Genomic DNA, 21739 nt, shown 5'->3' with positions numbered 1-21739 from the left:
GGCGTCAACTGCACTGCGTCTTGCCATCAGGAGTGGCAACGCACTTCCTGCCGCTCAGCGGAATCGACGTGCTGCCGCCACCGATGCCGCCGAAGCCGCCACCTCCACCCCAGCCACCCCCGCCACTGCCGCCTCCGCCGCCCCCGGTGCCCGGCGCACAACTGCTGCTCGAATTGCTGAACCAGCTCGTCGAGGTGGTGCCGTTCGACTGCTCCCCGTTCTTGCAGGTGAAGTCATAGTTCACCCGCGTGGTGTTGCTGTAGTTGTAGCAACCGCCACCACTCGCATTGCCAGCATTGGCAAGCGTCTCGAGCGACTGCAACGCAATGACCCGATACGGAATGGTCACGCGCTGCTTGGCCTGCAGTTCGGCCGGCACCTCGACCAGGAATTCGTAGCGGAAGAACGAATCGCTCTGCGGCAGTTGCTGCTCCACGCCATCGGCACGAATCAGGCCGTGGTTGGTCAATGACAGCTCGCCGTAGAACACATCGCCCGGATTCATGATGGGCAGGTTCACCGAACTCGGCTGCATCACCACCACCGCCGCGGGCACATCGGTCTCGAAGGTCGCGTCGATGGTGATCTCGTAGCGGTCCTGGATCGTGACCTCGCGCACGCTCCACTCCACCGTGATGAGGTTGTAGTTCAGGAAGATGGGCTGCGTGAGCGTGACGCCCGGCTTGATCTGCAGGCGTCCGGCCACTTCCTGGTGGTTGTTGGCGCGCGCGCGGTAGGTGTAGCGGCCGGCCGGCACGTCCTGGAAGTAGGCCTCGCCCAGGGCATCGGTGGTGAGCTGGTGGCTCACGCTGGCGACGTCTTCGTTCTGCAGGGTGATGGTCGCGCCCGCCAGGCCGGGGATCAGGCGGCCCTGCTTGTCGAGCGTGGCGGTGTAGATGTCGCTCGCGCGGAACAGCGCGTTGCCCTTGCCGCTTTGCGTGACGCTGGCGTAGATGTTCAGGCTTTGTGCCGGCACGTTGGTGCCCTGCACGTTCAGGCGGAACTCATACACGCCTTCCTGCAGGCCCGTGGGCGGCTTGAAGGCGATGTCGATGGTGCGCTTGTCGCCCACGGCCAGGTTGCCGTCGGCATTGCTGGAGAGGTTGACCCAGCTCGGCACCGCGCTGCCATCGGGCTTGGCCAGCGTGAAGGCGAGGGCCAGCGCGTCTTGCGTGCCCTTGTTCTGCACGGTCACGCTTTCGATCTGGTTGGCGCCCTGCGACATGCCGGTTTCGATCACGCTCGGCAAGCTCACCAGGTAGGCCTTGGCCTCGCTCAGCGCGTAGTTGATGCGCACCAGGCCAATGGGCGCGCCGGCGCCTTGCGGGCGCTCGTCGCTGTACACGCTCAGGATGACGCTGCCCGAAGCCAGCGCCTCGTTGGTGGCGCTGAAGACCACCGGAATGTTGACCTGCGAGCGCTCGCCGATGCTGGCGGGTGCGGGCAGCTGCAGGTTGATGCCCTCCGGCAGCTGGCCCGTGGGCTGGGCGCTCGGCTCCAGCACGAAGCGCATGTTGGTTGCGGTGGTGCCTGCGCCCGAGCGTGCAATGAAGGGCACGGGGTAGCTGTAGTTGCGCGGCACGTCGACCTTGAACGGCGTGGGGCCGAAGGTCACGCGGTTGATGGTGAAGTTGCGCTGCTCCGGCCGGTCGGTCAGGTCCGGATGGATGGCGCTGATCTTGTAGAGGCCGGCGTCCGTGGCCGTGGGCTGGAAGGTGTAGGTGAACGCACCGCTGGCATCGGTCAGCACGCTGAACACGCGTTCGAAGCCCTGCTGGTTGAACACGAGCTTGAGGCGCGTGCTCGGCAGCGGCTGGTTGCTGCCGCGGGCCAGTGCGCGGCCGGTGATGACGATGTCCTGGTCGCCGAAGGAGCTCAGCGGCGTGACGTTGGTGATCTCGCCCACATAGGCGGTGTCGATGAGCGAAACCGCCTTTTCGCTGCCGCGGCCGGCAATGACGACCTGGTCGTCCTGCCCGCTGTGGTAGCGCATCTTGTCGACTTCGAGCTTGACGCGGATGCTGTTCGGGCTGGAGCCCGGCACGGCCAGGTCGAACTGGTCGGAGGTGTAGCTGGCGCCGGCCGGAATGCGCGCCACGGTCTGGCCGTTGGTCAGCGTGATCACGTTGGCGCCCACGGCCTGCTTGTAGGGCTGGGTGGCCAGCACGTTGCCGTCTGCGTCGAGGATCTTGAAGCGCAGCTCGCTCGAAGGGTTGTTGCCGCCGGCCGTGGCCGTCAGAAACTCGACTTCGACTTCGGAGGTGTTCTCGATGGTGAGGCGCACCTTGCCGGTGGCGCCGCGCGTGAACTCGCCGGTGGACATGCCCACGACGAGCGCGCTGTCGCCCACGTCGAGCGTCTGGTTGCGCGCGATCTTGACGGTTTCGCCTTCGTTCGGGCTGCTCTCGAGGCCGACCTGCGCTTGGGCCTGGCCCGGCAGGTCGGCGTAGCCGCCAACCACCACGGTCACCAGCTGGGTCTGGTTGCTGCCAAGGTCGAAGGGCTCCGACTTGTGATCGGCAAACTGCGTGGCCTCGCGGTTGATGGGCAGGCGCACGACCACGCGGGCGTTGGTGACGGCGCTGGCCGAGGTGTTGACCACCTGGGCCTGCACCTTGTTCATGATGCCGCGCTTGATGGGCAGGCCCGAGACGATCTGCGTGCTGACCGCCGGCAGGTTCAAGCTGCGGCCGATCTCCTGGCCGGAGCCGTCGACGCTGGCCACGGTGTAGCGGCGCTCGCCGCCCGAGAAGCCGCTGTCGCTGAAGCTGGTGGCCGTGATGGGACTGGGCGTGAGCTTGGTGCGCGTGGCATCGGGGCCAACGTACACGTTGTAGCCCGAGAGGCTGCCATTGGGCGCCTGCCACGAGATGACGGGCAGCGCATTGCCGATCTGCTCGACCCGCAGGTTGACCACCGGCAGCAGGCTGGCGTTGAGGTAGGCCGAGTTGGACACGGCCGATTCGTTGCCCGCGGCATCGACCGCGGTGACAACGTACGCGCCTTGGCTCGGCGAAGGCACCGGGTCGTAGGTGATCGGGTTCTTGACACGCGTCTTGATCGGCGTGAGGCCGGCCACGCTGGTGATGCTGGTGCCGCTCGCGCGGTACAGGTTGTAGTAGTCGACGGTGCTGGCTACGGGCGCCTGCCACGTGGCCTTGATGCCCTGGCCGGTCAGCAGCAAGGCAAGGTTCTGCGGCGCGCCTGGCGCGTTGGCGATGGTGGTCACGTCCACGGTCGCGCTCTGGCTCGACACGGTTTCTTCGCCGTTGGACGAGCGCACCGATGCCACGGCGTAGGTGTAGAGGCCATCGGCCGGTGTCTGGTCGATGTGCGTGGCGGCGGCGGCGCGCGCGAGCGCAACCAGCGCCGCGTCTGCCGGGCCCTTGCGATACACCTGGTAGGCGAAGGCTTCGTCCACGGCCTGCCAGGTCAGCGAAACCTTGCCGCCCGGCATGGCCTTGCCGGTGAGCATCAGCGGCGCGCCGGCCGGCGGCAGGTTGCCCTGGTAGACCTGGAAGCGGTTGGCTGCGCTCACGCGCGTCGAGACGTTGTCGAGGTCGTCCTGCGCCTGGCTGCTGAAGCTCAGGATTTCGGGCGAAGCCAGGCCGGCATCGTTCGGCAGCACGAAGCTGGCTTTCCAGGTGGTCGCGTCAACCGCCGTGAGGCCGGCAATGGGCGTGGCCTGGCGCACGGGGCCCGACAACAGGTACTTGACCTGCGGCGTGGCGCCAGGCTTGGGCGCCTTGCTGAAGACGAAGGTGGCCTGGACCGTGGTTGCGGTGCCCACCTTGATGGGCGCGCCCGGGTTCAAGGTGATGGAAGACAGCGCGGGGCCCTCGGTGTCGATCTTGAGCGTGGCCCCGGCACCAATCTCGGTGCCGCGGTTGCCGACCATGTCGCGCGCCGAGAACAATGCATTGGCCGTGCCCGAGGGCGTGTTGCCGTCGACGAAGAAGGCGCCGGTGTAGGTGGTCGCGTTGGACTTTGCCAGTTCGAGCACGATGGGCGCGCCGCCCGCGGGCACCACGGCGAGGTAGGGCGCGGTCTGCAGCTCTTCGCTGACGGTCAGCTGTACGTTCACCTTGCCCTGGCCGATGCGGCCGGTGGCGGGGTCGACCTTGCCCAGCGGCTGGTAGACCACCGAGACGGCCTTGGGCGCCGTGCCGTCGGCCACCACCTGCACCTGGTCGGTCGGCACGGAAGGCGTGAAGACCGAGTTGACGGCCACGAGCCTGTAGAACCATGCGCCATCGGGCTTGGGCAGGTCTTCGTAGCTGGTGCCGGTGATTGGCGATGCGTTGGCCTTGGTGGCTGCGCCGATGTCCGCGAACGCGCTGCGCGAACGGTAGAGGTCGTAGCCGATGGCGTTCGGATCGGTGGAACGCGCCCACGTCAGGCGGACCTTGCCGTCGACCAGCGCGGCCGCCGCCAGGTTGCTCGGGCCCGAGGGCACCGTGGCATCGAGCGTGACCGACACCGCGGCCGACAAGCCGCTCTGGCCATAGGCATCGCTGGCGCGTGCCTGCACCTGGTTGCTGCCGGAAGCGAGCGTGACCGCACCACTGAACGCGCCGTTGCTGGTGGTCAGCAACGGGCCGGATGGCTGGCCATTGACCAGCAGCTGCACGCTGCTTCCGGCGGCAGCGGTGCCGGTCACGGGCAAGGTGGCGGTGCGGGTCGTCAGGCCGGTCTTTGGGCTGGTGATGACGGGCGCATCGGGCGCCGCGTGCGCAACGGTGACCTGGTAGCTCGCGGTGCTGACGTTGTTCAGCGAATCGACCGCGCGCCATGCGAGCGCATGGCTGCCGTTGGCCACGCCGGCAATGCTGAACGGCGCGCTGTACTGGCCGCCGGAGCCGGTCGGGGTTGCGATGGTCTGGCCGTCGAGCAGCAGCTCGACGCGGGCCACGCCGCTGCGGTCCGTGACCTCGGCGCTGGTGACTGCGTTGCGGGTCAGGGTGGCGCCGTCGGCCAGCGCCATGCCATCGAGCCGCACGTTGGCAATGGCCGGTCCGGCGGTGTCTGGCGCCGGGGGTGTTCTGGACACCGTGACCACGCGCGATTGCTCGCTGCTGCGGCCGGCCTCGTCGGTGGCCACCACGCGCAGCGTGTGGTCGCCGTTGGCGCTGTTGTCGGTGTTCCACGCGTAGCTGTAGCTGCCCGATGGAGAGATCGTGGTCTGCGTGGAAACCACCTGGCCGTCGAGATAGAACACGACCTTGACCAGGCCGCCCGCATCGGTGGCCGAGGCTTCGACCGTGATGGGTTGTGCAAGCACGCTGCCGGCGGCGGGGTTGTTGATGCTCACCACCGGTGCGGCGCTGTCGATGAGCACCGTGGCGGTATTGGCGGCGGCGGGGTTGCTGAGGTTGGCCGACACCACGGTGCCTGCCGCGTTGCGGAACTGCACGCCAATGGTCTTGCGGCCATCGCCCGCCGATGCGGTGTAGTCGATGACGGCCTTGCCGCCTGCCAGGGGCACGAACGTTGCCGCAGCGAACTCGCCGTTCTCTGCAATGCGGTATTCCGTCGCGTTCACGCACGCGAGTTCGAGCTGCAGGTTGTTGGTTGCGTAGAACGCTGCCGGCGCCACCAGGCGAATGCTCGGGCTGATCAGCGGGGCCTGGGCCAGGTAGCTGCTGTAGTTGACGCCCGCCGACACGGCATCGCCCTGCCCTTGCGGATTGCCCGCGGCGTCGCGCGGCCCGCTCGCGTGGCCCCACCAGTTGCCGGTCGCCTGGATCACGGTGGCCGGTTTTTCGTTGGTGATCGCGAAGCCGGTGTTCTGCGAGAACTGCGTGGTGGTGACGTTCGGCACGCTGCCGCCGAGCGCCTCGATGCCGATGCCGTTGCGCAGGAAACTGGAGCCGGTGATGGCCGGGTTCGCGCCATCGAGCAGCCGCAGGCCGACGGTGTTGTCGGTCAGCTGCATGAACTGCAGGGCCGGGCTGGCACTGCGCACGGACAGGCCTGCGCCATAGCGCAGGGAAAGCCCGTTCAATGCCGGCTGGCCGAAGGCGGTCGATGTCTTCTCGATGCTGAGGCCGCGCCAGCTGCCGGCCGCAGGCGTGCCCGCCGTGGGATTGGTCTGGCCGGCCGTCGCGTCGTCGTTGACGCTGGTGAGCGTGACGGCCGCGCCCGCGCGCAGCTTGTCGCGCACGACCAGTTGGGCATCGGCGCCGAACTTGACGACGACGCCTTCGTCGAGGATCAGTTCGGCGGCATGTGCCACCGGGCCAATCGAAGGCGCAAGCATGGCCACGGCCACGAGCGCCGCAACGGCGCGCTTGAAGCGCGAACGCAGTGGCGGCGTGTGAGAGAGCGCGAACGGTGGCGCAGCCTTGACGGGACGCTGCTCGACCGGCCGGTCACCGCTGACCGCGCCATGACGCGCACTCTCCTGCCACTGCCGTGCATCCGCCACTGTCGCTCCCTGTGGTTCTTGTTCGAGCGTCGCCGGCCGCGATCAGCCTGCCAGGCCGACCAGCTGCAGCACCGAAGCCGGCACCGTGTAGCGCTTGCCGCTCGCGGTAATCAATTGGGCCATGCTCTCCTGGCCCATCGACGCCACGAGTTCGACGCGCTCGACCTTCTCGTTCTCCGCAAAGCGGGAGAGCGATTCGGCCTGTGCGACGGTGACGGTGTAGCTGGTGATGGCCTGCAGGACGCTGGGGCCCTGGGGCAGGTTCACGCTGACGCTGGTGGCGCCGCTGGCTGCGGTGCCGGTGATGGCGGGGCTCAGTACCTCGACGGCATCGCCATAGGCCGGCACGACGCGCAGCTTGATGGTGTTGCCCGTGGGAACGTTCGCGGTCGTGAAGTTCACCGTGACGGGGTTGGTGATCGTTGCGGGGAGCGTGACGTCCGCATTGCCGGTGGGCGTTGCGGGGACGTTGCTGCCGGCGACGGATGCGATGCGGATGGAGGGTGCGTTGGCCACGGCGATGGCGGCAGGCACGTCTGTTGTGTACGCTGGCGACGAAGCACCGCTGAAGGTCACGCTTTCGCCTTCGATGCGGATGCGGCCTACAGAACCTCCATTCAGCCGTACGTCGCAATTCTGGCGAGAGCCGTTGGCGATCAGACAACCTCCGTCGGCATTCAACGAGCCCGCGCCCTTGATGGCTGTAGCGACCAATTTGATGGCGCCCCCGGAGCCGGCCGAACCTTCGCTGCCGACACCGGTGCCCGCGCGATCGGCCGCGTCGCCACCACCTGCGGTGATGGAACCTGTGAGAGTGATAGTTCCATTCGCGGCAATCAGGATTGCGCCGCCGCCACCTCCGCCGCCGCCGCCCGGATAGTTCGTTCCACCCCGACCACCACCGCCGCCAGAGCCGCCGATGAGGGGAACGATCGCGGGAGTCCCGTACGGATTTGCACGCTCCGGCTCGTCGGCCACTGCCGTGCAGTTATAGCCGCTGCCGTGTGCTGCACCACCTTTGGAGGCATAGGCTCCACCACGCCCCATCCGGTGGTAGTAAACCCCCGCATAGCATCCGTCTGCACGTTCATACCCGCCACCGCCACCGCCAGGCCCAAGGCCTGCGCCACCGCGAGTCGGCTCGGCGCGGTTTTGCAGATCGTCCTTGCCGCCACGGCCACCGTCATACCCTCCAGGTCCGCCTACACCTGGAATGCCATCGTCGGCCTGGTTACCGTCCCCAGCCGTGCCGGACGCCTTGGCCGTCCCGCCACGAATGTCGATGCTCCCCACGATGGAAACATCACCCGAGACCAGGAGCTGCACCGGCGTATTCAGCACGTTCCTCTTGAACGTCACGGTAACGCCGGTGGGAATGTTGATCGAGGTGTATTGAAGAATGCCGCTCGGTGGCAGCACGATTTGGGTAGAGACCGCAGGGTTCAACACACCGTCGGCACCCGTGCTGCCACTGTCGAACGCAGCAAGGCTCGACCCCATCGAGGCGAGCAGCAGAACGGCAAGGGTGATCTTCGATGCGGCATTCAGTCGTGGCGCCACGATCGACGGACGGGGTGCAAGTTGCAGGGTTGAGTTCATTCAGGACTCCTTGAAAAGGCGATGGACGCGCGAACAAGTGAAAGGGGACTGCCCTCGGCAGTGCCGCTGTGAATTGCCCGCGGCCGGCGTGGAAGACGATGAAATCGATCCATTACGGAGACACCACATTGAGGGTGTTGTTGGTTGCGCTTTGGCCGCTGGTGCTGCCACCCGGATAGACAAGCCGCACGACACGCGGCCCTGTGGCGGCCGCCGGCGCGATGAAGACGCGAATGCTCAGCTTTTCCCCAAGCGAATCGCTACCCCAGGCCAGGCTCAGATCCTCCAACGTGATGTCGGTGGAAGGCTCGATGGCGATGCCTCGCACTTCCTTGAGATTGCTGCCACGAACCACCAGGGTGTATGCGCGGCCGCGCGTCATCACGATGGGCTCGAACGAGGAGATGGATGGCGCGTCAAGAACGCGCAGTTGCAGCGCGGTGTCCGTCAACGCAGGGATGCGCGCACCGGCTGCATTCAGCAGGTTGATCCGATGGCTCGCACTCGTCGCAGTTGGCGCGGCCTCGAAAGGCACAGTTGCTTCCATGCCCGAGGCATTCACCACAGGCACGCCCAAGGTCACGCCGCCAGCTGCCGCAACCGGCGTGAGGCTCACCGCGGTCGCGCCGTCGAGCGCAAAGCCGCTGACCACCAGACTGCCCGAGGTGCCCTTGACGAGGCCTGCCGGAGTGACGGCCGTGACCACCGGCCCGACGACCACTCCCACGGAGGAAGCGAACACCTCGCGAACCACCGGATCGGCGACCGGCGGCGCACCCACCATCACCCCCACCAGCGACGAACTCACGTCATTGAAAGGCCCCTCGACCGTGCGCGCCACCTGCACCGTGTTCGCCGGAATCGCGACTTCCGACGACTCGCCAGCAACGGTGCTCACCACGAGAACGCGCGGGCCGGTTTCGGCATCGGCGCTTGCCTGCACGCTGACCAGCATCGAGGTGCCGTCTGCATTGGCGGAAGGCGTGCCCAGCGCCGTGATCCCTTGCGGGGGAACGAAGCGCACGCCGAGCACGTCGCGCAGGTTGCGGCCGCGCACGATGAGATCGACCTTGGGCTTGCCCGCCACCACGACCTGCGGGGTGATCGAGATGTCGACCACGGGCAGCGGTGCCGCAACGAGGAACTGCGACTTGGACGACAGCAGGAACGGGATCACCGGGTTGGCAGGGTCGGCTGTCTTGAGCAGCACGCGGCGCACCGTCTTTGCTGCCGCCGCATCGATGGCGACAGTGAAGCTGACCTGCGTGCCCGCTGCGTTGGCAACGACATTGCTGATGGCCAGGTTGTCGGCCGGGAACATTTCGACCGCGGCCACGGATGACAGGCCGGTGCCCTGGACGACGACGTTCACGCTGGTTCCCACGCTGCCTGCGGCCGGCGCCATGTCGAAGGCGCCCGAGCCCACGACCAGGCCCACGAGCGGCGACACCACCGGATCGACACTTTGGCCGGAGGCAGCGGGCGGCTCGCCCACCATGACGCCCACCTGCGCCGAGATGATCGGCCCGACAGCCTGTTCCTGCGGGAAGGAGGTGGCACCGACCTGCACGCCGACCATTGGCGAGCTGACGTCGCGGTAGCTGGTACCAATCTCGCGAGCCACCTGGAAGGTGTTGCCCGGCGTCGGCACGGCGGACGATTCGCCGCCGGCGGTCGAGACGATGACAGTGCGCGGTCCGCTGGTGGCGGCGGCATCGGTCTGGATCGTGATCTCGAGCAGCGTGCCATCCGCGCTCGCGGCCGGCGCATTGATGGCCACGATGCCTTGCGAAGGCTCGAACCGCAGCGACTGGATGTCGCGCAGGTTCTGGCCGCGCATTGACAGCTTCACGGCCGACTGGCCCACCGTCACGACGTTCGGATTGACCGAGTCGATCTGCGGCGCTGGCGCAGCCACCACGAACTGGTCGCCGGTGGGCGTGGTGAATGGCACGCGCCCGGTTGCCGTGGACAGGATCACTCGGCGCGCGGACTTGGTTGCGGCCGCATCGATGGCGACGCTGACGCTCAGGAGCTTGCCGTCGACGCTGACGGACGGAATGCCGACCGTGAGGCCATCCGCCGGCGAGAACTGTACGGCGGACACCGCGCCCAGCCCTTCGCCGGCCACCTGCAGCGTGAGCGAAGTCCCAATCACCGCCGCCGACGGCGTGAGTTGCTTGGCATAGGTGCCGAACGCAACGCCCACGTGGGGAGATGCAAGGCCGTCGACCGACTGGACCACCGGCTGTGTGTCGGTGCCGACCACCACGCCGACCAGGGCCGAAGTGACAGGCTCGTAGGCCAGTGTGACGGGCGGCTGGATCACGGCCACCGGCAGGGTCGCATTGGCCCAGGCCGATCGCGCAACAATCACCTGGCTTTCGCCGATGCCCACGCCTTGCACCTGGAAGCTGGCGGTCTTCGAGCCGGCTGGAACGACGACGCTCGGCTGCACCGTGGCGATGGCTGGCGCGGCCGATGTCAGGTTGAACTCGAGTCCGCCCGCGGGCGCATTGAACGGCAATTGCAGTGCGATGGTCTGCGAGGCACCCGCGAACATCGAGGCCGTTGCCGGGCTGAAGCCGGCCTTTGCCTGCGTCACGGTGAGCGGCAGGACGTTGGACGTGAGGAATGCGCCGGCGTTGAGCGGGTCCGGCGTGCGCAGGCGCACGTTGCGCGAGCCGGCGACGGATTGCTCGGGCAGCGTGGCCGTGAGCTGCGTCTCGGAGTTGTAGGTGGTCGCCAGCGTCTGGCCGTCGAGTTCGACGATCGATGCGCTGGTGAAGAAAGTGCCGGAAACGGTAAAGCTGCCCGCTCCTGCGGCAGTGAAGAAGCTCGAAGGGTTGAGCGCCGTGATGCGCGGCTGGTTGCGCTGCACGATCAGCGCGTTGGTCCTGACCGCTTCGCCCGCATCGGTCAACAGTGTGAGGTCGGCATTGCCCGCGGTTGCCGTCAGCGCCGCCGCCACCTGCAGCTGAACCCGCGTGTCGGTTGCACCGGGAAGCACTTGCGTGGTGAGACCGGCCAGCGACCATTTCGGCGAAACCGCGCCGCCGAGGCGCTTGCCGGTGATCGACAGCGTGGCGGTCTCGCCCGCGAGGATGCTGCCGGGATCGATGGTGTCAATGGCCGGCGAAGCGCCGACCGACAGGGTTCCCGAGCGAACGAGGTACGGGATGCCCCGCAGGCCGAAGCGCGCGGTGCCGGTGACATCGCCCGACGGGACCACCACCGCGTTCAGGGTGTTGCCGGCAGCCTCGTTGCCCGAGCCGCCGAGGCTCGCCACCAGGTCCGCCGAGATGGCGGGCGCCGCGTGATTGAGCAGGCGCACGTTGTCGAGCGTTACGGCGGCGCCGGAGATCGACACGCCCTTGCCGTAGGCGATTTCCGCGTGCTGAAAGGTGCTGCCGGTTGCACCAGCCGTGAGAACCAGTTGCCCCCAATCGCCGGCGGCGGGCACCGCTCCCGTTCGCACTTTTTCGGAGGTGAACTTGATCGGGCGAGCCGCTTCGCCCTGCATCATCAACTTTCCGGATTCAATTCGGAGCTCGGCATTGGCTCCCATGTAGACGACCACGCCGGGATCGATCGTCAGGACCGCGGAGCCCTGAACGGAAACTGTTCCACTCACCACATAAGGGCTGGCCGCGGTGGTCCACCGGGTGGAGGCAGAAATGGGTCCGGAAACGGCGGTTTGCGCCCAGGCCGGAGTCGCGCCCGTCAATGCAACACCAATTGCAAAAACAAATGCAGCCGCGCCGCTTTGCAATTTGCAAAACGCGCGGCAAAGCGAAGAGCACGCCGAAATCAAGAAGACCTCGAGCAAAACCCGATCGCGCTGGAGGGCATTTCCAGACGGATCACGGCTGCGCGGATCTGGAATCGACACATCGATTCAGACGCAGCAACCCAACGCTGCGCATGCAACGGGCTTTCGCTCAAGCTGTCCTCCCTATTTAATACTTATTAGCTAAAATTTCTTCTATTGCTTTCTTACGTTACCGATCTTATCAATAAATTACATCCAGACATCAAGTGAACAGGACCTGACTTGGGTGAAAAAACAACGTCCTTCGCATCGAGGAATTAAAAAGTATTAATTTTCTTATGCAATTCTCAATGCAAATGTGTCGCGCGGACAAATTGAGTGGCATTGACCCAACAGGTCGCCGCATTCATTGAATCGGCAATGCAGCGGCCGCCCTTGCAACCCTCGGTTGCAAAGGCACGGCGAATTGGAACGTTGCTTTTTTTTAGCGCCGGCCCCGCGGCGCAATAGCCGCCGCTACTTGAACTCGTGGCTCACCACGGGCGCCGACTTGCTGTCCTGCACCGTCACGCGCTGGCGATAGACATCGAGGTCGCCGTTGCGCACTTCGATGTTGTAGATGCCAGGGCGCAGCGACAGCGACTTGAGCGGCGGGCTCACGCCGCGCTCGGCGCCGTCGACGAAGACCTGGCCCCAGGGCCGGATGTTGAGCACCACGCGTCCCATGCCGGGCGGAGCTGCAGGCGGCGCGGTCGGCGGTGTAGTTCCGCCGGCGATCACGGTGGGTATGGAGTTCGTTGGCGCCGTGCCGGGTGCCGCGGGCATCGTCTGCGCGAGCCGGTTCAGCTCGGCGATGGCATTGCGGGCATCGCGCGCATGCGGGCCGCGCCGGTAGCGGCGCAGGTAGGCCTCGTAGCCTTCGCGCGTGTTCTCGGCCTGGGCCAGGTTCCAGTCCTCGGCTTCGGCGGTGGCCATGGCGGCCTCCGGCGGCGTCACGGGCGTGGTGGTCGAGCCCGGCGGCGTGGCTGCGGGGTCCGGTGTGGCCGGTGCAGCTGCCGGCGCCGCGCCGACCGGCACGTTGGTCAGCGGCGTCAACGGGCCGGCCGGCGCGCTGGCGGCCGCCGCGGGAGGCGGCGTGCCGGGCGCTGCCGCCACGTTCTCGCCCGCAGTTGCCGGTACGCCGCCGGGGGCGCTTTCTCCCGGCGGCATGGCGGCGGGCGGTGGCGAGGTGGCGGACATCGGCCCCGACGGCGGAGGCGCCGGGACCATGGCGGTCGACGTCTCTTGCCGGCCCGCAGTCAGGTGAAGGCCGATCCAGCTGCCCACGGCCACCAGTGCAATCATCAGCACGCCGACCAGGCCCCACGGCGGCCGCGACGATTTCTTGGCGGCGGACGGCGACGGCTGCTTGCCGGCGGCCACCGATGGCGCGCGCGCCGGCGCTGCCGCCGCCTCGCGCGGTTCGGCGGGCCTGGGCGCGGGAGCCGGGGCCGGCTCGGCCTTGGGCGCGGGCTGGGGCCTGGGCCTGGCGGGTTCCGGGGCGGCGGCTTCAGGCCGCGCAGCACTGGCCGATGCAGCGGCTTGCTGCGATGCGGCTGCTGCCGACATTGGTGCCGGTGTCTGGGGCGCCGGAACAGCCGGCGCTTGCTGCGGCACCGGCGCCACGACCGGCGCGGGCTTCGAAGGAGCGGGTGCAGCAACAACGGCCGTCGGCGCCGCCAGCCCGCTCACGTAGGTGTCGCCCAGCTTGGCAAGGCCCAGTTCGGCCGCGAACGCGGCCACGGTCTGCGTGCGGTCCTTGCTGTGCACGGCCAGCGTGTGGTCGACGGCCGCGCAGAAGGCCGGGCTCAGGTCGCTGCGGCCGAGCGACGACAGCGGCACGTAGGCGTCCTGCACGCTGCGCACCACGGCCGACGGCGGCGGGTGCCCGGTGACGGCGCGGTACAGCACGGCGCCCAGCGCGTAGAGATCGGTCCACGCGCCCTGGAGCAGCGTGTTGTCGTCGGCGTACTGCTCGATGGGCGAATAGCCGGACTTCACCATCACCGCCACTTCGTCGACCAGGTCGGCAATCGACTTGCGCGCGGCGCCGAAGTCCAGCAGCACGGGCAGGTCGTCCTGCTGGATGAAGATGTTGTCGGGCGCGATGTCGCGGTGGAAGCACTGGCTGCGGTGCAGGGTTTCGAGCGCGCCGAGCAGCGGGCCGAGCATGCTCAGCAGCCAGGCCTCGGAGATCTTCTTCGGCTCTTCCTCGGCCAGGCGGCGCAGCGTGCGGCCGCGGTAGAGCTGGATCGCCATGTAGGCGGTGCTGTTGGCTTCCCAGAAGCGGTGCACCCGCACCAGTGCCGGATGGCTGAACTGTGCGAGCGTGCGCGCCTCGTTGATGAAGCTGCGCAGGCCCGCCTGGAAGGTGGCGGTGAGACGGTCGGAACGCACGTGCACGCTGTCGTCGCCGACGCGGCGCGCGAGCATCGAGGGCATGTATTCCTTGATGGCCACCTCGCGCTGCAGCGAGTGGTCGTAGGCGCGGTAGACGATGCCGAAGCCGCCCTCGCCGATGACCTCGAGCAGCTCGAACTCGTCCAGCCGGTGGCCCGCGTCCAGCGGATGGGGGCGCTCCTGCGGATCGGCCTGCACGCTGGTGCTGCTGCTGTTGTTGTTATTGCTGCTGGCGTTGGTCGTCATGCATCTCCTCCCGCGGCGGGGGTCTGGTCGTTCATGCCCATGGCACATGCCCCTGTGAAAACAACTTCGAAAACAGCGGCGTGTTGAGGCCTCCGCCGTGGGCGGCAGTGCGCAGCGGCGAGCCGTCCGCCTGGTTGGTCCACCAGTAGCTGGTGCTGCCGAAGGCGTCGAAGCACAGGGGCAGCTCGGGCCAGCCGAGGCGCTGCTGCGCGCCCGCCGTGCCGGCGCCCCCGGCCGCAGGCCCGAGGATCGACAGGATGTCGTCCGAGCCGCCGCTCGCGGTCTGGAAACCGCCGTGGGCCGCGGCCAGCACCTGGCGGTCGAACTGGTCGGGCGCGACGCTGTGGCGGATCGCCTGCAGCAGCGCGGTGCCGCATTGCCAGTACCAGGCGGCGGAGCCCTCGAGCATGGAGGGCCGGTAGCTCGATGCCGCCACCTGCAAGGTCACGCACACGGGGTAGTAGCGCCCCACGCGGTCGCAGCTGGGCGCCAGGCAGCCGAACTGCACCGCGTCCACGCCCTGGGTGGCCGGAATCGCGAAGTTCCATACCGGCGCTACCACGTAGTGCCGCGTCATGGCGTCGGGCCAGCGCTTGAAGGTGCCCAGGCCGTTCTGCATCCAGCGGTCCCACCAGGCCTGGAGCTCGCGCGGCACGCGGCGGTAGAGAAAGTCGCCGGCCGCGGGCAGCTTGCCGTACCAGCCGATCTGCTGGTCGTCGGGCACCCACACCCGCGGCGAAGGAATGCCGCTGTTCATCTCAGGACTTCCCCGGACATGCAAAGCCGTTCATCTGGTTCAGGCGCAGCGGGTTGTAGACGCTGTTGGCCGTCACCGCGAGCACCACCTTCCTGCCTTGCAGGTCGAAGGTCGCGTTGAACGATTCGGGTGCGCTGCCCGACGAGATCGAGGCCTTGTCGAACAGCCGGTGCAGCGCCCACGGCCCCTCGGTGACGATGCCGCCGGCCGGCGTGCCGCTGGCGGTCGTCACCTGCAGGCGCACCTGGTTGCTGTTGCGCGGACCGGGCCACTTGACGGTGCTGGGCGCCTGCGGCCCGTGCGCGTAGCGCACGGTCTGGCCGTCGATGTCGAGCGTGAACTGGCTGATGGCGGCGTCCATGTCCTCGGGCCGGATGTCGATGGTGAACGAGGGCGTGCGCCCGCCCGCCATGCCCGAGAAGAACACGTCGCGGATCGCCTGCGCCTTCTGGAACGAATCGAGGTACGCCGAGCGGCCCGGCGAACTGCCGTCCACGCCCTTCTTGAAGGCCCACGGGTTGACGGAGGTGTCGACCTGCGAGGCCAGGTTCTTCTGGAAGAAGTCGTCCATCATGCCGCCCGGCGCGAACAGCTGAGCGAAGTCGCCGGCCGCCACGTCGCGGTTGGAGCCGCGCGAGAAGGGATAGCGCCCCGCGATGGCCTGGCTGCAGAACTGGCCGATGGTGGCAGCGGCGTTCTGCCCGATGTTCTGCCGCGTCACCGCCGCCGCCTTGGACGACGCGGTGGCCGAGAGATCGTTCAGCATGCCCTGGAACGGCACCGGCAGGCGGCCCGCCTCGGCCTGCACCTTGGTGACCGCATCGCTCGACGGCGGGATGTTGCCGCTGCGCAATGCGGTGTCGGTGGCGGTGAGGAAGGTGTAGAGCTCGTTGATGAGCGCGGCGGTGGCGTCGATGGGCGCCTGGCCGCCGGCCTTGGGCGCGGTGACCATGCGGCGAAGCGGCGCGAAGTGGTTGTCCACCAGCGATTCGGGGCGGTCCGGCACGGTGTTGCGGCGCTGGCTGCCGTCGGGCTGCCCGATGAGCTGCTCGATGCGCTCGCGCGTGCTGGCCACACGGTTCTGCGCCTGGTCGAGCAGGCTGCGCGTGGCCTCGTCGTGGTTGCGCAGCAGGTCGGTCTCGCGCGCCGCGCCGCGGATGAGGCGCGACATCGGCGACTCGCTGGTCGAGAGCACGCGCGTCATCTGGATGCTCTGCAGCAGCGAGCGGCTGTCGGCCAGGCGCACGTCGGCCAGGTAGTCGTCCCAGATGCGGATGTAGTCGGTGAGGTAGAGCCGGCGCACCTCGCGCAGCAGCAGCTCGCGCGAGGTGATGTCGGTCATGCCCGGCGCGCGGATCTGCAGCACCCAGCGGTCTTCCTGTTCGAGCGCGAGCGTGGTCTCGGCCATGCGCTTGTCGAAGATGTCCCAGTAGCCGCGGTAGGTGAAGAGCGTCGGGATGCCGTCGGTGAGCGGCTTGCCGCTCGCGCGCTTGATCACCAGCGCCGACTCGGCTCCCGCCGCCTCCGCGATGCTGAAGGCGTTGGGCGGGCTGGTCTGCAGCAGGATGCGCCGCAGCCGCGCATAGGAGCGCTGCGCCAGCGGCACGCCGGCCAGGCGGGCGCGCGTCTCGTTGATGAGCCGGTCGTCCTTGGCGAAGGGCGAGGTCACCACGCGTTCGGCGAACAGCGCCTTCAGGTGCGACTCGAGGTTGGTGCGCTGCTCGCGCGTGAGGCCGGCGCCGATCTTGCGGTCCACGTCGGTGAGCAGCCAGGCCTGGAGGAAGTCGGCGTCGTAGCGCTCCGCGTCGTACAGCATGAGGTAGGCCTTGAGCGCCTCGTAGCTGTATTCGGCATCGGTCTTGGAGGCCTCGCGCAGCGCCTGCTCCACGCGCTGCGAGGCTTGCGGCAGCAGCACGCTTTCGAGCGCACGCTGGTAGACGCCGTCGGTCGCGGCCTGCAGCTTCTCGCCCTGGTAGAGGCCGAAGCGGTAGGAGACGGGCGGATCGCCGATGTCGAAATGGCTCGACTTGGGCAGGTCGCGCAGGCGGTCGAGCACCGGCAGCGAGCTGGCGATGTCGCTGTTGGAATCGACCACCGTCGGCAGCTCGCCGCGCGCCGCGGCCTTGTTGAAGGCCTTGGCGTTGTTGTCGACCTCGGCCACGTAGTCGCGGTTGTTGCGCCAGCTGTTGACGCAGGCGCCCAGCAGCACCACCAGCAGCACGCCGATGAGGCCGTAGCCCGCCAGGTCGATGGCGCGCTTGCGCCGGTACCAGCGCAGGTTGGTGCCAGCCACGCCCGCGTCGCGGAAGATCACCTGCTGCAGCAGCTCCTTCAGGAAGTAGCTCTTGCCCGGGCCCGGCGGCGGCGCGGGCGGCGCGTTGACCTGCAGGTAGCGCTTGATCGCGCCCATCACGCGGTCGAAGGCCGTGCCCTCCTGCGTGCCGCTGGTGAAGTACACGCCGCGCAGCATGGGCGCGACTTCGAACTTCGAGGGGTTGAACACGTCGGCCAGGAAGGTGCCGAGGATGTCCTCGAAGCTTGCGAACTGCTGCGGCAGCAGGTAGGCCTGCGCGCGGCGCAGCTGGTCGGGCTCGGCCGCCAGCAGCTCCGGCAGGCGCTCGTCCAGGCGCTGGTGCAGCAGCTTGTATTCCTGGTGGAAGCGCTCGCGCAGGTCGGCCTTGGCGGGGTCTGCCGGGTTGGCATCGATCGGAAACGTGAAGCCCCACACCTGCGAGCGCTCGGCCCGGCCCAGCGAGCCGAAATACTCGTTGAAGCCGGCCAGCAGGTCGGTCTTGGTGACCAGCACGTACACCGGAAAATTGATGCCCAGGCCGTTGCGCAGTTCGAGCAGCCGCTTGCGCAGCGCCATGGCGTGGCGCGCACGCTGCGCGTCGTCGGCCAGCGGCAGGTCGGCGATGCTGATGGTGAGGATGGCGCCGTTGATCGGCTGGCGCGGCCTGAACTTCTTGAGCAGGTCGAGGAAGCCCTTCCACTCGCCCTCGTCGGTTTCGCGGTTGCTCTCGTGCGTGGTGTAGCGCCCGGCGGTGTCGATCAGCACCGCCTCGTTGGTGAACCACCAGTCGCAGTTGCGCGTGCCGCCGATGCCGCGCACCGCGGCCTTGCCGAGCTGGTCGGCCAGCGGAAAGTCGAGGTCGGAGTTGACCAGCGCGGTGGTCTTGCCCGAGCCCGGCGCGCCGATGAAGATGTACCAGGGCAGCTGGTACAGGTACTGGCGGTCGAACACCGCAAAGCGCCCCGCAGGCTTGCCGCTGGCGTCCGCGCCGAAGCGCATGTTCTTCAGGATGGACGTGGCGTCGCTGAAGCCGCTTTGCAGCTCCTTGATCTCGGGCGCATCCTCGGGCTTGGCGGCCTTCTCCTTGGGGGACGGCGTGCGCAGCTGGTTGAGCAGCTGCGCGTTGAGGCGCCGCTCGCGCCACTTGCGGTAGAGCACGCGCGCGATCCAGACCGCGAACATCAGCGCGATCACCACGATGCGCACGAACTCGCTTTCGAACGGCCGGTAGCGGCCCACTGCGATGACGGGGCCGATGATCCAGATCAGGAACGCAATGGCCAGGAGCCCGAGGAAGACCCACAGGTCGCGGCTCACGAGAAAACGGAAAATCGCGCGCAGCATCAGCGGTTTCCTCCCTGCGGCGCCGCTGCTGCTGCGCCTGCGGCCACGGGCGCCACCAGCAGCGTCACTTCGACCCGCCGGTTGCGCGCACGGTTGGCCGGCGAATCGTTGGGCACCAGCGGGTCGGCATCGCCGCGGCCTTCGGCGCGCAGGCGCTCGGGCCGGGTGACGCGCGTGGCGATCATCTTCTTGACCGCATCGGCACGCGCCTGCGAAAGCTGCCAGTTGGACGGGAAGCGCACGCTGCGGATCGGCTGGTCGTCGCTGAAGCCGCTGATGAGCACGTTGCCTTCCACCGAATTGAGCGCGTCGGCCACGCGCGCGAGCACGGGCGCATAGCGGTCGAGCACGCGGTCGGAGCCCGATGCGAACAGGCCGTCGCCGCGCAGCACCACCACGCTGCGGTCGGCCTCGTCGCGCACCGTCAGCAGGCCGTCGCGGATCTCGGGTTCGAGAAAGCGCTGCAGGCGCGGCTGCGGCGCCGGCGCAACGGCCACGGCACGCTGCGTCTGCGGCAGGCGCACTGCATTCACCGCGGCGAATGCACCGTCGGAACGGCCGGCCAGGCTGAACGTGAGCACGCCGAACACCAGCACCAGCAGCACTGCCGCCACCGCGCCCACGGCCCACAGCGGCACCCAGTTGCGCGTGCGGCGCACCGGCGCGCTCGCGTCCTGCCAGTGCGGCGACAGCGGCACGGCAATTTCGCCGCGCGTCTGGCGGATGATCTGCAGCAGCCGCTGCTTGAGCGTTTCGAGCTGCGTGCGGCCGTTGTCGATGACGCGGAAGCGCCCTTCGAAGCCCATCGCCAGGCAGAAGTAGATGAGCTCGATCAGCTGCAGGTGCTGCTGTGGGTTCTGCACCAGCCGCGACAGCAGCTGGAAGAATTTCTCGCCGCCCCAGGTCTCGTTGTGGAACATCACGAGCAGGCTCTGCGACGACCAGATGCTGCCGCCCCAGGGCGTGAGTGCGGCCGCTTCGTCGACCGCGGTGCACAGGCAGTAGCGCGCGCCGATGATCACCTCGGGCGCGATGCCGCTTTGCTGCGCGCGCGTCTCGAAGCGCCGGACCTCGTCGACCAGGTGTTCGCGCAATTGCGCGGGCGCATCGTGGTGGCCGGTGGCGCGGATCTGCGGGATCAGGTCGAGCAGCGGGTTGGCCGCCGCGACCAGCGGGTTGTTGCCGGCCAGTGCCGTGTCGCCCGCATGCGGACGGCGTGCGTCATGCCATGCGGTGAATGACTGGGGTTGCTGCTGTCCCGCGCCGCGCGATGCCAGGGGCGTGCCCGCGGGATCGCCGTTGCCGCTGTTGTTGCCGCCGCCCGGGTTGGGCGGCACGAAGCCTCCCGGACCGACCGCCATGTCATTGACACCGTTCATAGGGTCCCTCACGGACGAATTGCCCAGAACTCCATGGCCAGCCCCGGAAAGTCGCCGGCCAAGTGCATTGCAACGCCGCCCGATTTTTCGAGCTGGCGCCACATGTCGCCGCTCTTGTCGAGTTCGAAATAGTGATAGCCCGCGTTGTATGGAATCTGGCGCGGCGCCACCGGCAGCGGCCGCACCGTGACGCCTGGCAGCTGCAGCTGCACGAGGTCGCGGATGCGCTCCACCGAACCGATCTTGACCTGCGTCGGAAAGCGCTGCTGGATGGCATCGGCGGGCAGGTTGGCATGCACCGCGAGCACGAAGCCTGCATTGCGCACCAGCACCGGATCGGGCATGCGGCCCACGCGCACGCCGTGGCTGCGCTCTTCGAGCTCGATGGCGATGGCGCTCTGCTCGAGCACGGCCGAGAGCGAGCGCCGCAGCTCTTCCATCAGCGGCCGGATGGTCTCGTTGAGATTGTCGTGGTCGTACTTCGGCCACACCACCGGGCGCCGCGTGGGCGAGGTGTGCGTGGCGAGATGGCAGGCCAGCTTGAACCAGTCGATGAACAGTTCCTCGGGGTGCACCTGCACCGCATGCTGCGCATGCCAGGTCGTTGCGAGATAACGGTTGACGAGTTCGAGCAGGAGAAAGTCGGAGACCTCGCTCACGCCGCCGCGGCCGGGCTGCGAGAGCCGCGAGGCCAGGGCCTCGGAGCGCTGCGTGAGCAGGCCGTGCAGTTCGGCGACCATGCTGCGCAGCATGGGGTGCGCCGATGCATCGAGCACCGGTGGAATGTAGTTGGCGTCGATCACCAGCTTGTGGTCGGTGCGCCGTTCGATCACGCGCACCGCGCCGATGGCCTGCCACTCGGCCGTGAGCGACGATGCGCGCGCAAGCCGCAGGCGCGGCTTCGCAAGCTGCAGCACCGCCGGTCCGAGCGCCACCGAATTGCCGTCGGCCACCTCGCGCTCGACCACGCCGAAGCGCGCGGCCGAGCCCTCGTCGTCGGCGAAGATGATCTCTTCGCTGCCGGTGCGGCGCAGCGGCAGCGCCAGCACGATGAGCTCGTCGGTCAGGTCGCTCGGCACCTCGTAGGGCAGCGGTGCATCTTCGGCGCCGAAAGAGAACGGCGTGCCGTCGGGCAGCACGCCGGCGCCGCCGAGCAGCGACACGCGGCCGAGCGCGTGTGCATCGCGATCGATGTCCAGGTTGAGCCATCCCCAATAGGCACCTTGCAGGCCCGCGGTGCGGCGCGTGACGTACTGCTCGACATAGCGCTCCAGTTGCTGGAAGTGCTGGGGCCTCAGGTACATGCCTTCGGACCACACCACGCGATTCGCCAACGCCTGCGGAAGGGCGCCCTGCTTGCCGGCGCCCGGATTGCGAACTGTCACCAAAGAACCTCCTGGGGCATGCCCACGCTGAAGCGGGAGGTCTTGTTAACGACCTCCCGATTGAATCGGTTTTTTTCTCTGATGCTACACGGCGCTTC

Annotated in this window: 8 protein-coding genes; all 8 read right to left on the bottom strand. The window is 68.0% G+C overall.

The features are described from left to right. Positions 1-4: 4 nt before the first annotated feature. The 8 genes from ACAM54_RS01170 to tssK all read right to left on the bottom strand — a co-directional run bounded on the left by ACAM54_RS01170 (position 5) and on the right by tssK (position 21560). Positions 5-6427, bottom strand: coding sequence for an Ig-like domain-containing protein (locus ACAM54_RS01170; RefSeq protein WP_369649540.1), 6423 nt, complete (start codon positions 6425-6427; stop codon positions 5-7). A 42-nt stretch (positions 6428-6469) separates the two neighbouring features. Beyond that, positions 6470-8026 carry a hypothetical protein gene (locus ACAM54_RS01165; protein WP_369649539.1) on the bottom strand — a complete coding sequence of 519 codons (1557 nt, stop codon included), beginning with the start codon at positions 8024-8026 and terminating at the stop codon, positions 6470-6472. Positions 8027-8138: 112 nt separating this feature from the next. Then, entirely contained in the window at positions 8139-11552 is a 3414-nt protein-coding gene (locus ACAM54_RS01160; protein ID WP_369649538.1) for an IPT/TIG domain-containing protein, read from the bottom strand. 762 nt (positions 11553-12314) lie between these two features. Further along, on the bottom strand, positions 12315-14483 hold the full coding sequence (locus ACAM54_RS01155; RefSeq protein WP_369649537.1) for a serine/threonine-protein kinase: 2169 nt from the start codon (positions 14481-14483) through the stop codon (positions 12315-12317). Positions 14484-14514: 31 nt separating this feature from the next. Next, on the bottom strand, positions 14515-15240 hold the full coding sequence (gene tagF, locus ACAM54_RS01150) for a type VI secretion system-associated protein TagF (RefSeq protein WP_369649536.1): 726 nt from the start codon (positions 15238-15240) through the stop codon (positions 14515-14517). 1 nt (position 15241) lies between these two features. Further along, complete coding sequence (gene tssM / locus ACAM54_RS01145; RefSeq protein WP_369649535.1) at positions 15242-18877, bottom strand: type VI secretion system membrane subunit TssM; 3636 nt, start codon at positions 18875-18877, stop codon at positions 15242-15244. Beyond that, the gene (locus ACAM54_RS01140; RefSeq protein WP_209535833.1) at positions 18877-20256 is read right to left on the bottom strand and encodes a DotU family type VI secretion system protein; all 1380 of its coding nucleotides are present in this window, start codon (positions 20254-20256) and stop codon (positions 18877-18879) included. Before ACAM54_RS01140 ends, tssM begins: the two co-directional genes overlap by 1 nt. An 8-nt stretch (positions 20257-20264) precedes the next feature. Further along, the gene (gene tssK, locus ACAM54_RS01135; protein WP_261380227.1) at positions 20265-21560 is read right to left on the bottom strand and encodes a type VI secretion system baseplate subunit TssK; all 1296 of its coding nucleotides are present in this window, start codon (positions 21558-21560) and stop codon (positions 20265-20267) included. Between the last annotated feature and the right edge of the window lie 179 nt (positions 21561-21739).

The organism is Variovorax sp. V93, assembly GCF_041154485.1.
Lineage (GTDB): Bacteria > Pseudomonadota > Gammaproteobacteria > Burkholderiales > Burkholderiaceae_C > Variovorax > Variovorax beijingensis_A.
Note: the sequence above shows the minus strand (reverse complement) of the source record. Positions and strands in the feature narration are given on the sequence as shown.

Excerpts from the sequence above, each read along its gene's own strand:
- ACAM54_RS01165 (WP_369649539.1), bottom strand. The coding sequence starts at position 8,026 with ATGAACTCAACCCTGCAACTTGCACCCCGTCCGTCGATCGTGGCGCCA.
- ACAM54_RS01160 (WP_369649538.1), bottom strand. The coding sequence starts at position 11,552 with ATGATGCAGGGCGAAGCGGCTCGCCCGATCAAGTTCACCTCCGAAAAA.
- ACAM54_RS01155 (WP_369649537.1), bottom strand. The coding sequence starts at position 14,483 with ATGACGACCAACGCCAGCAGCAATAACAACAACAGCAGCAGCACCAGC.
- tagF (WP_369649536.1), bottom strand. The coding sequence starts at position 15,240 with ATGAACAGCGGCATTCCTTCGCCGCGGGTGTGGGTGCCCGACGACCAG.
- tssM (WP_369649535.1), bottom strand. The coding sequence starts at position 18,877 with ATGCTGCGCGCGATTTTCCGTTTTCTCGTGAGCCGCGACCTGTGGGTC.
- ACAM54_RS01140 (WP_209535833.1), bottom strand. The coding sequence starts at position 20,256 with ATGAACGGTGTCAATGACATGGCGGTCGGTCCGGGAGGCTTCGTGCCG.
- tssK (WP_261380227.1), bottom strand. The coding sequence starts at position 21,560 with ATGTACCTGAGGCCCCAGCACTTCCAGCAACTGGAGCGCTATGTCGAG.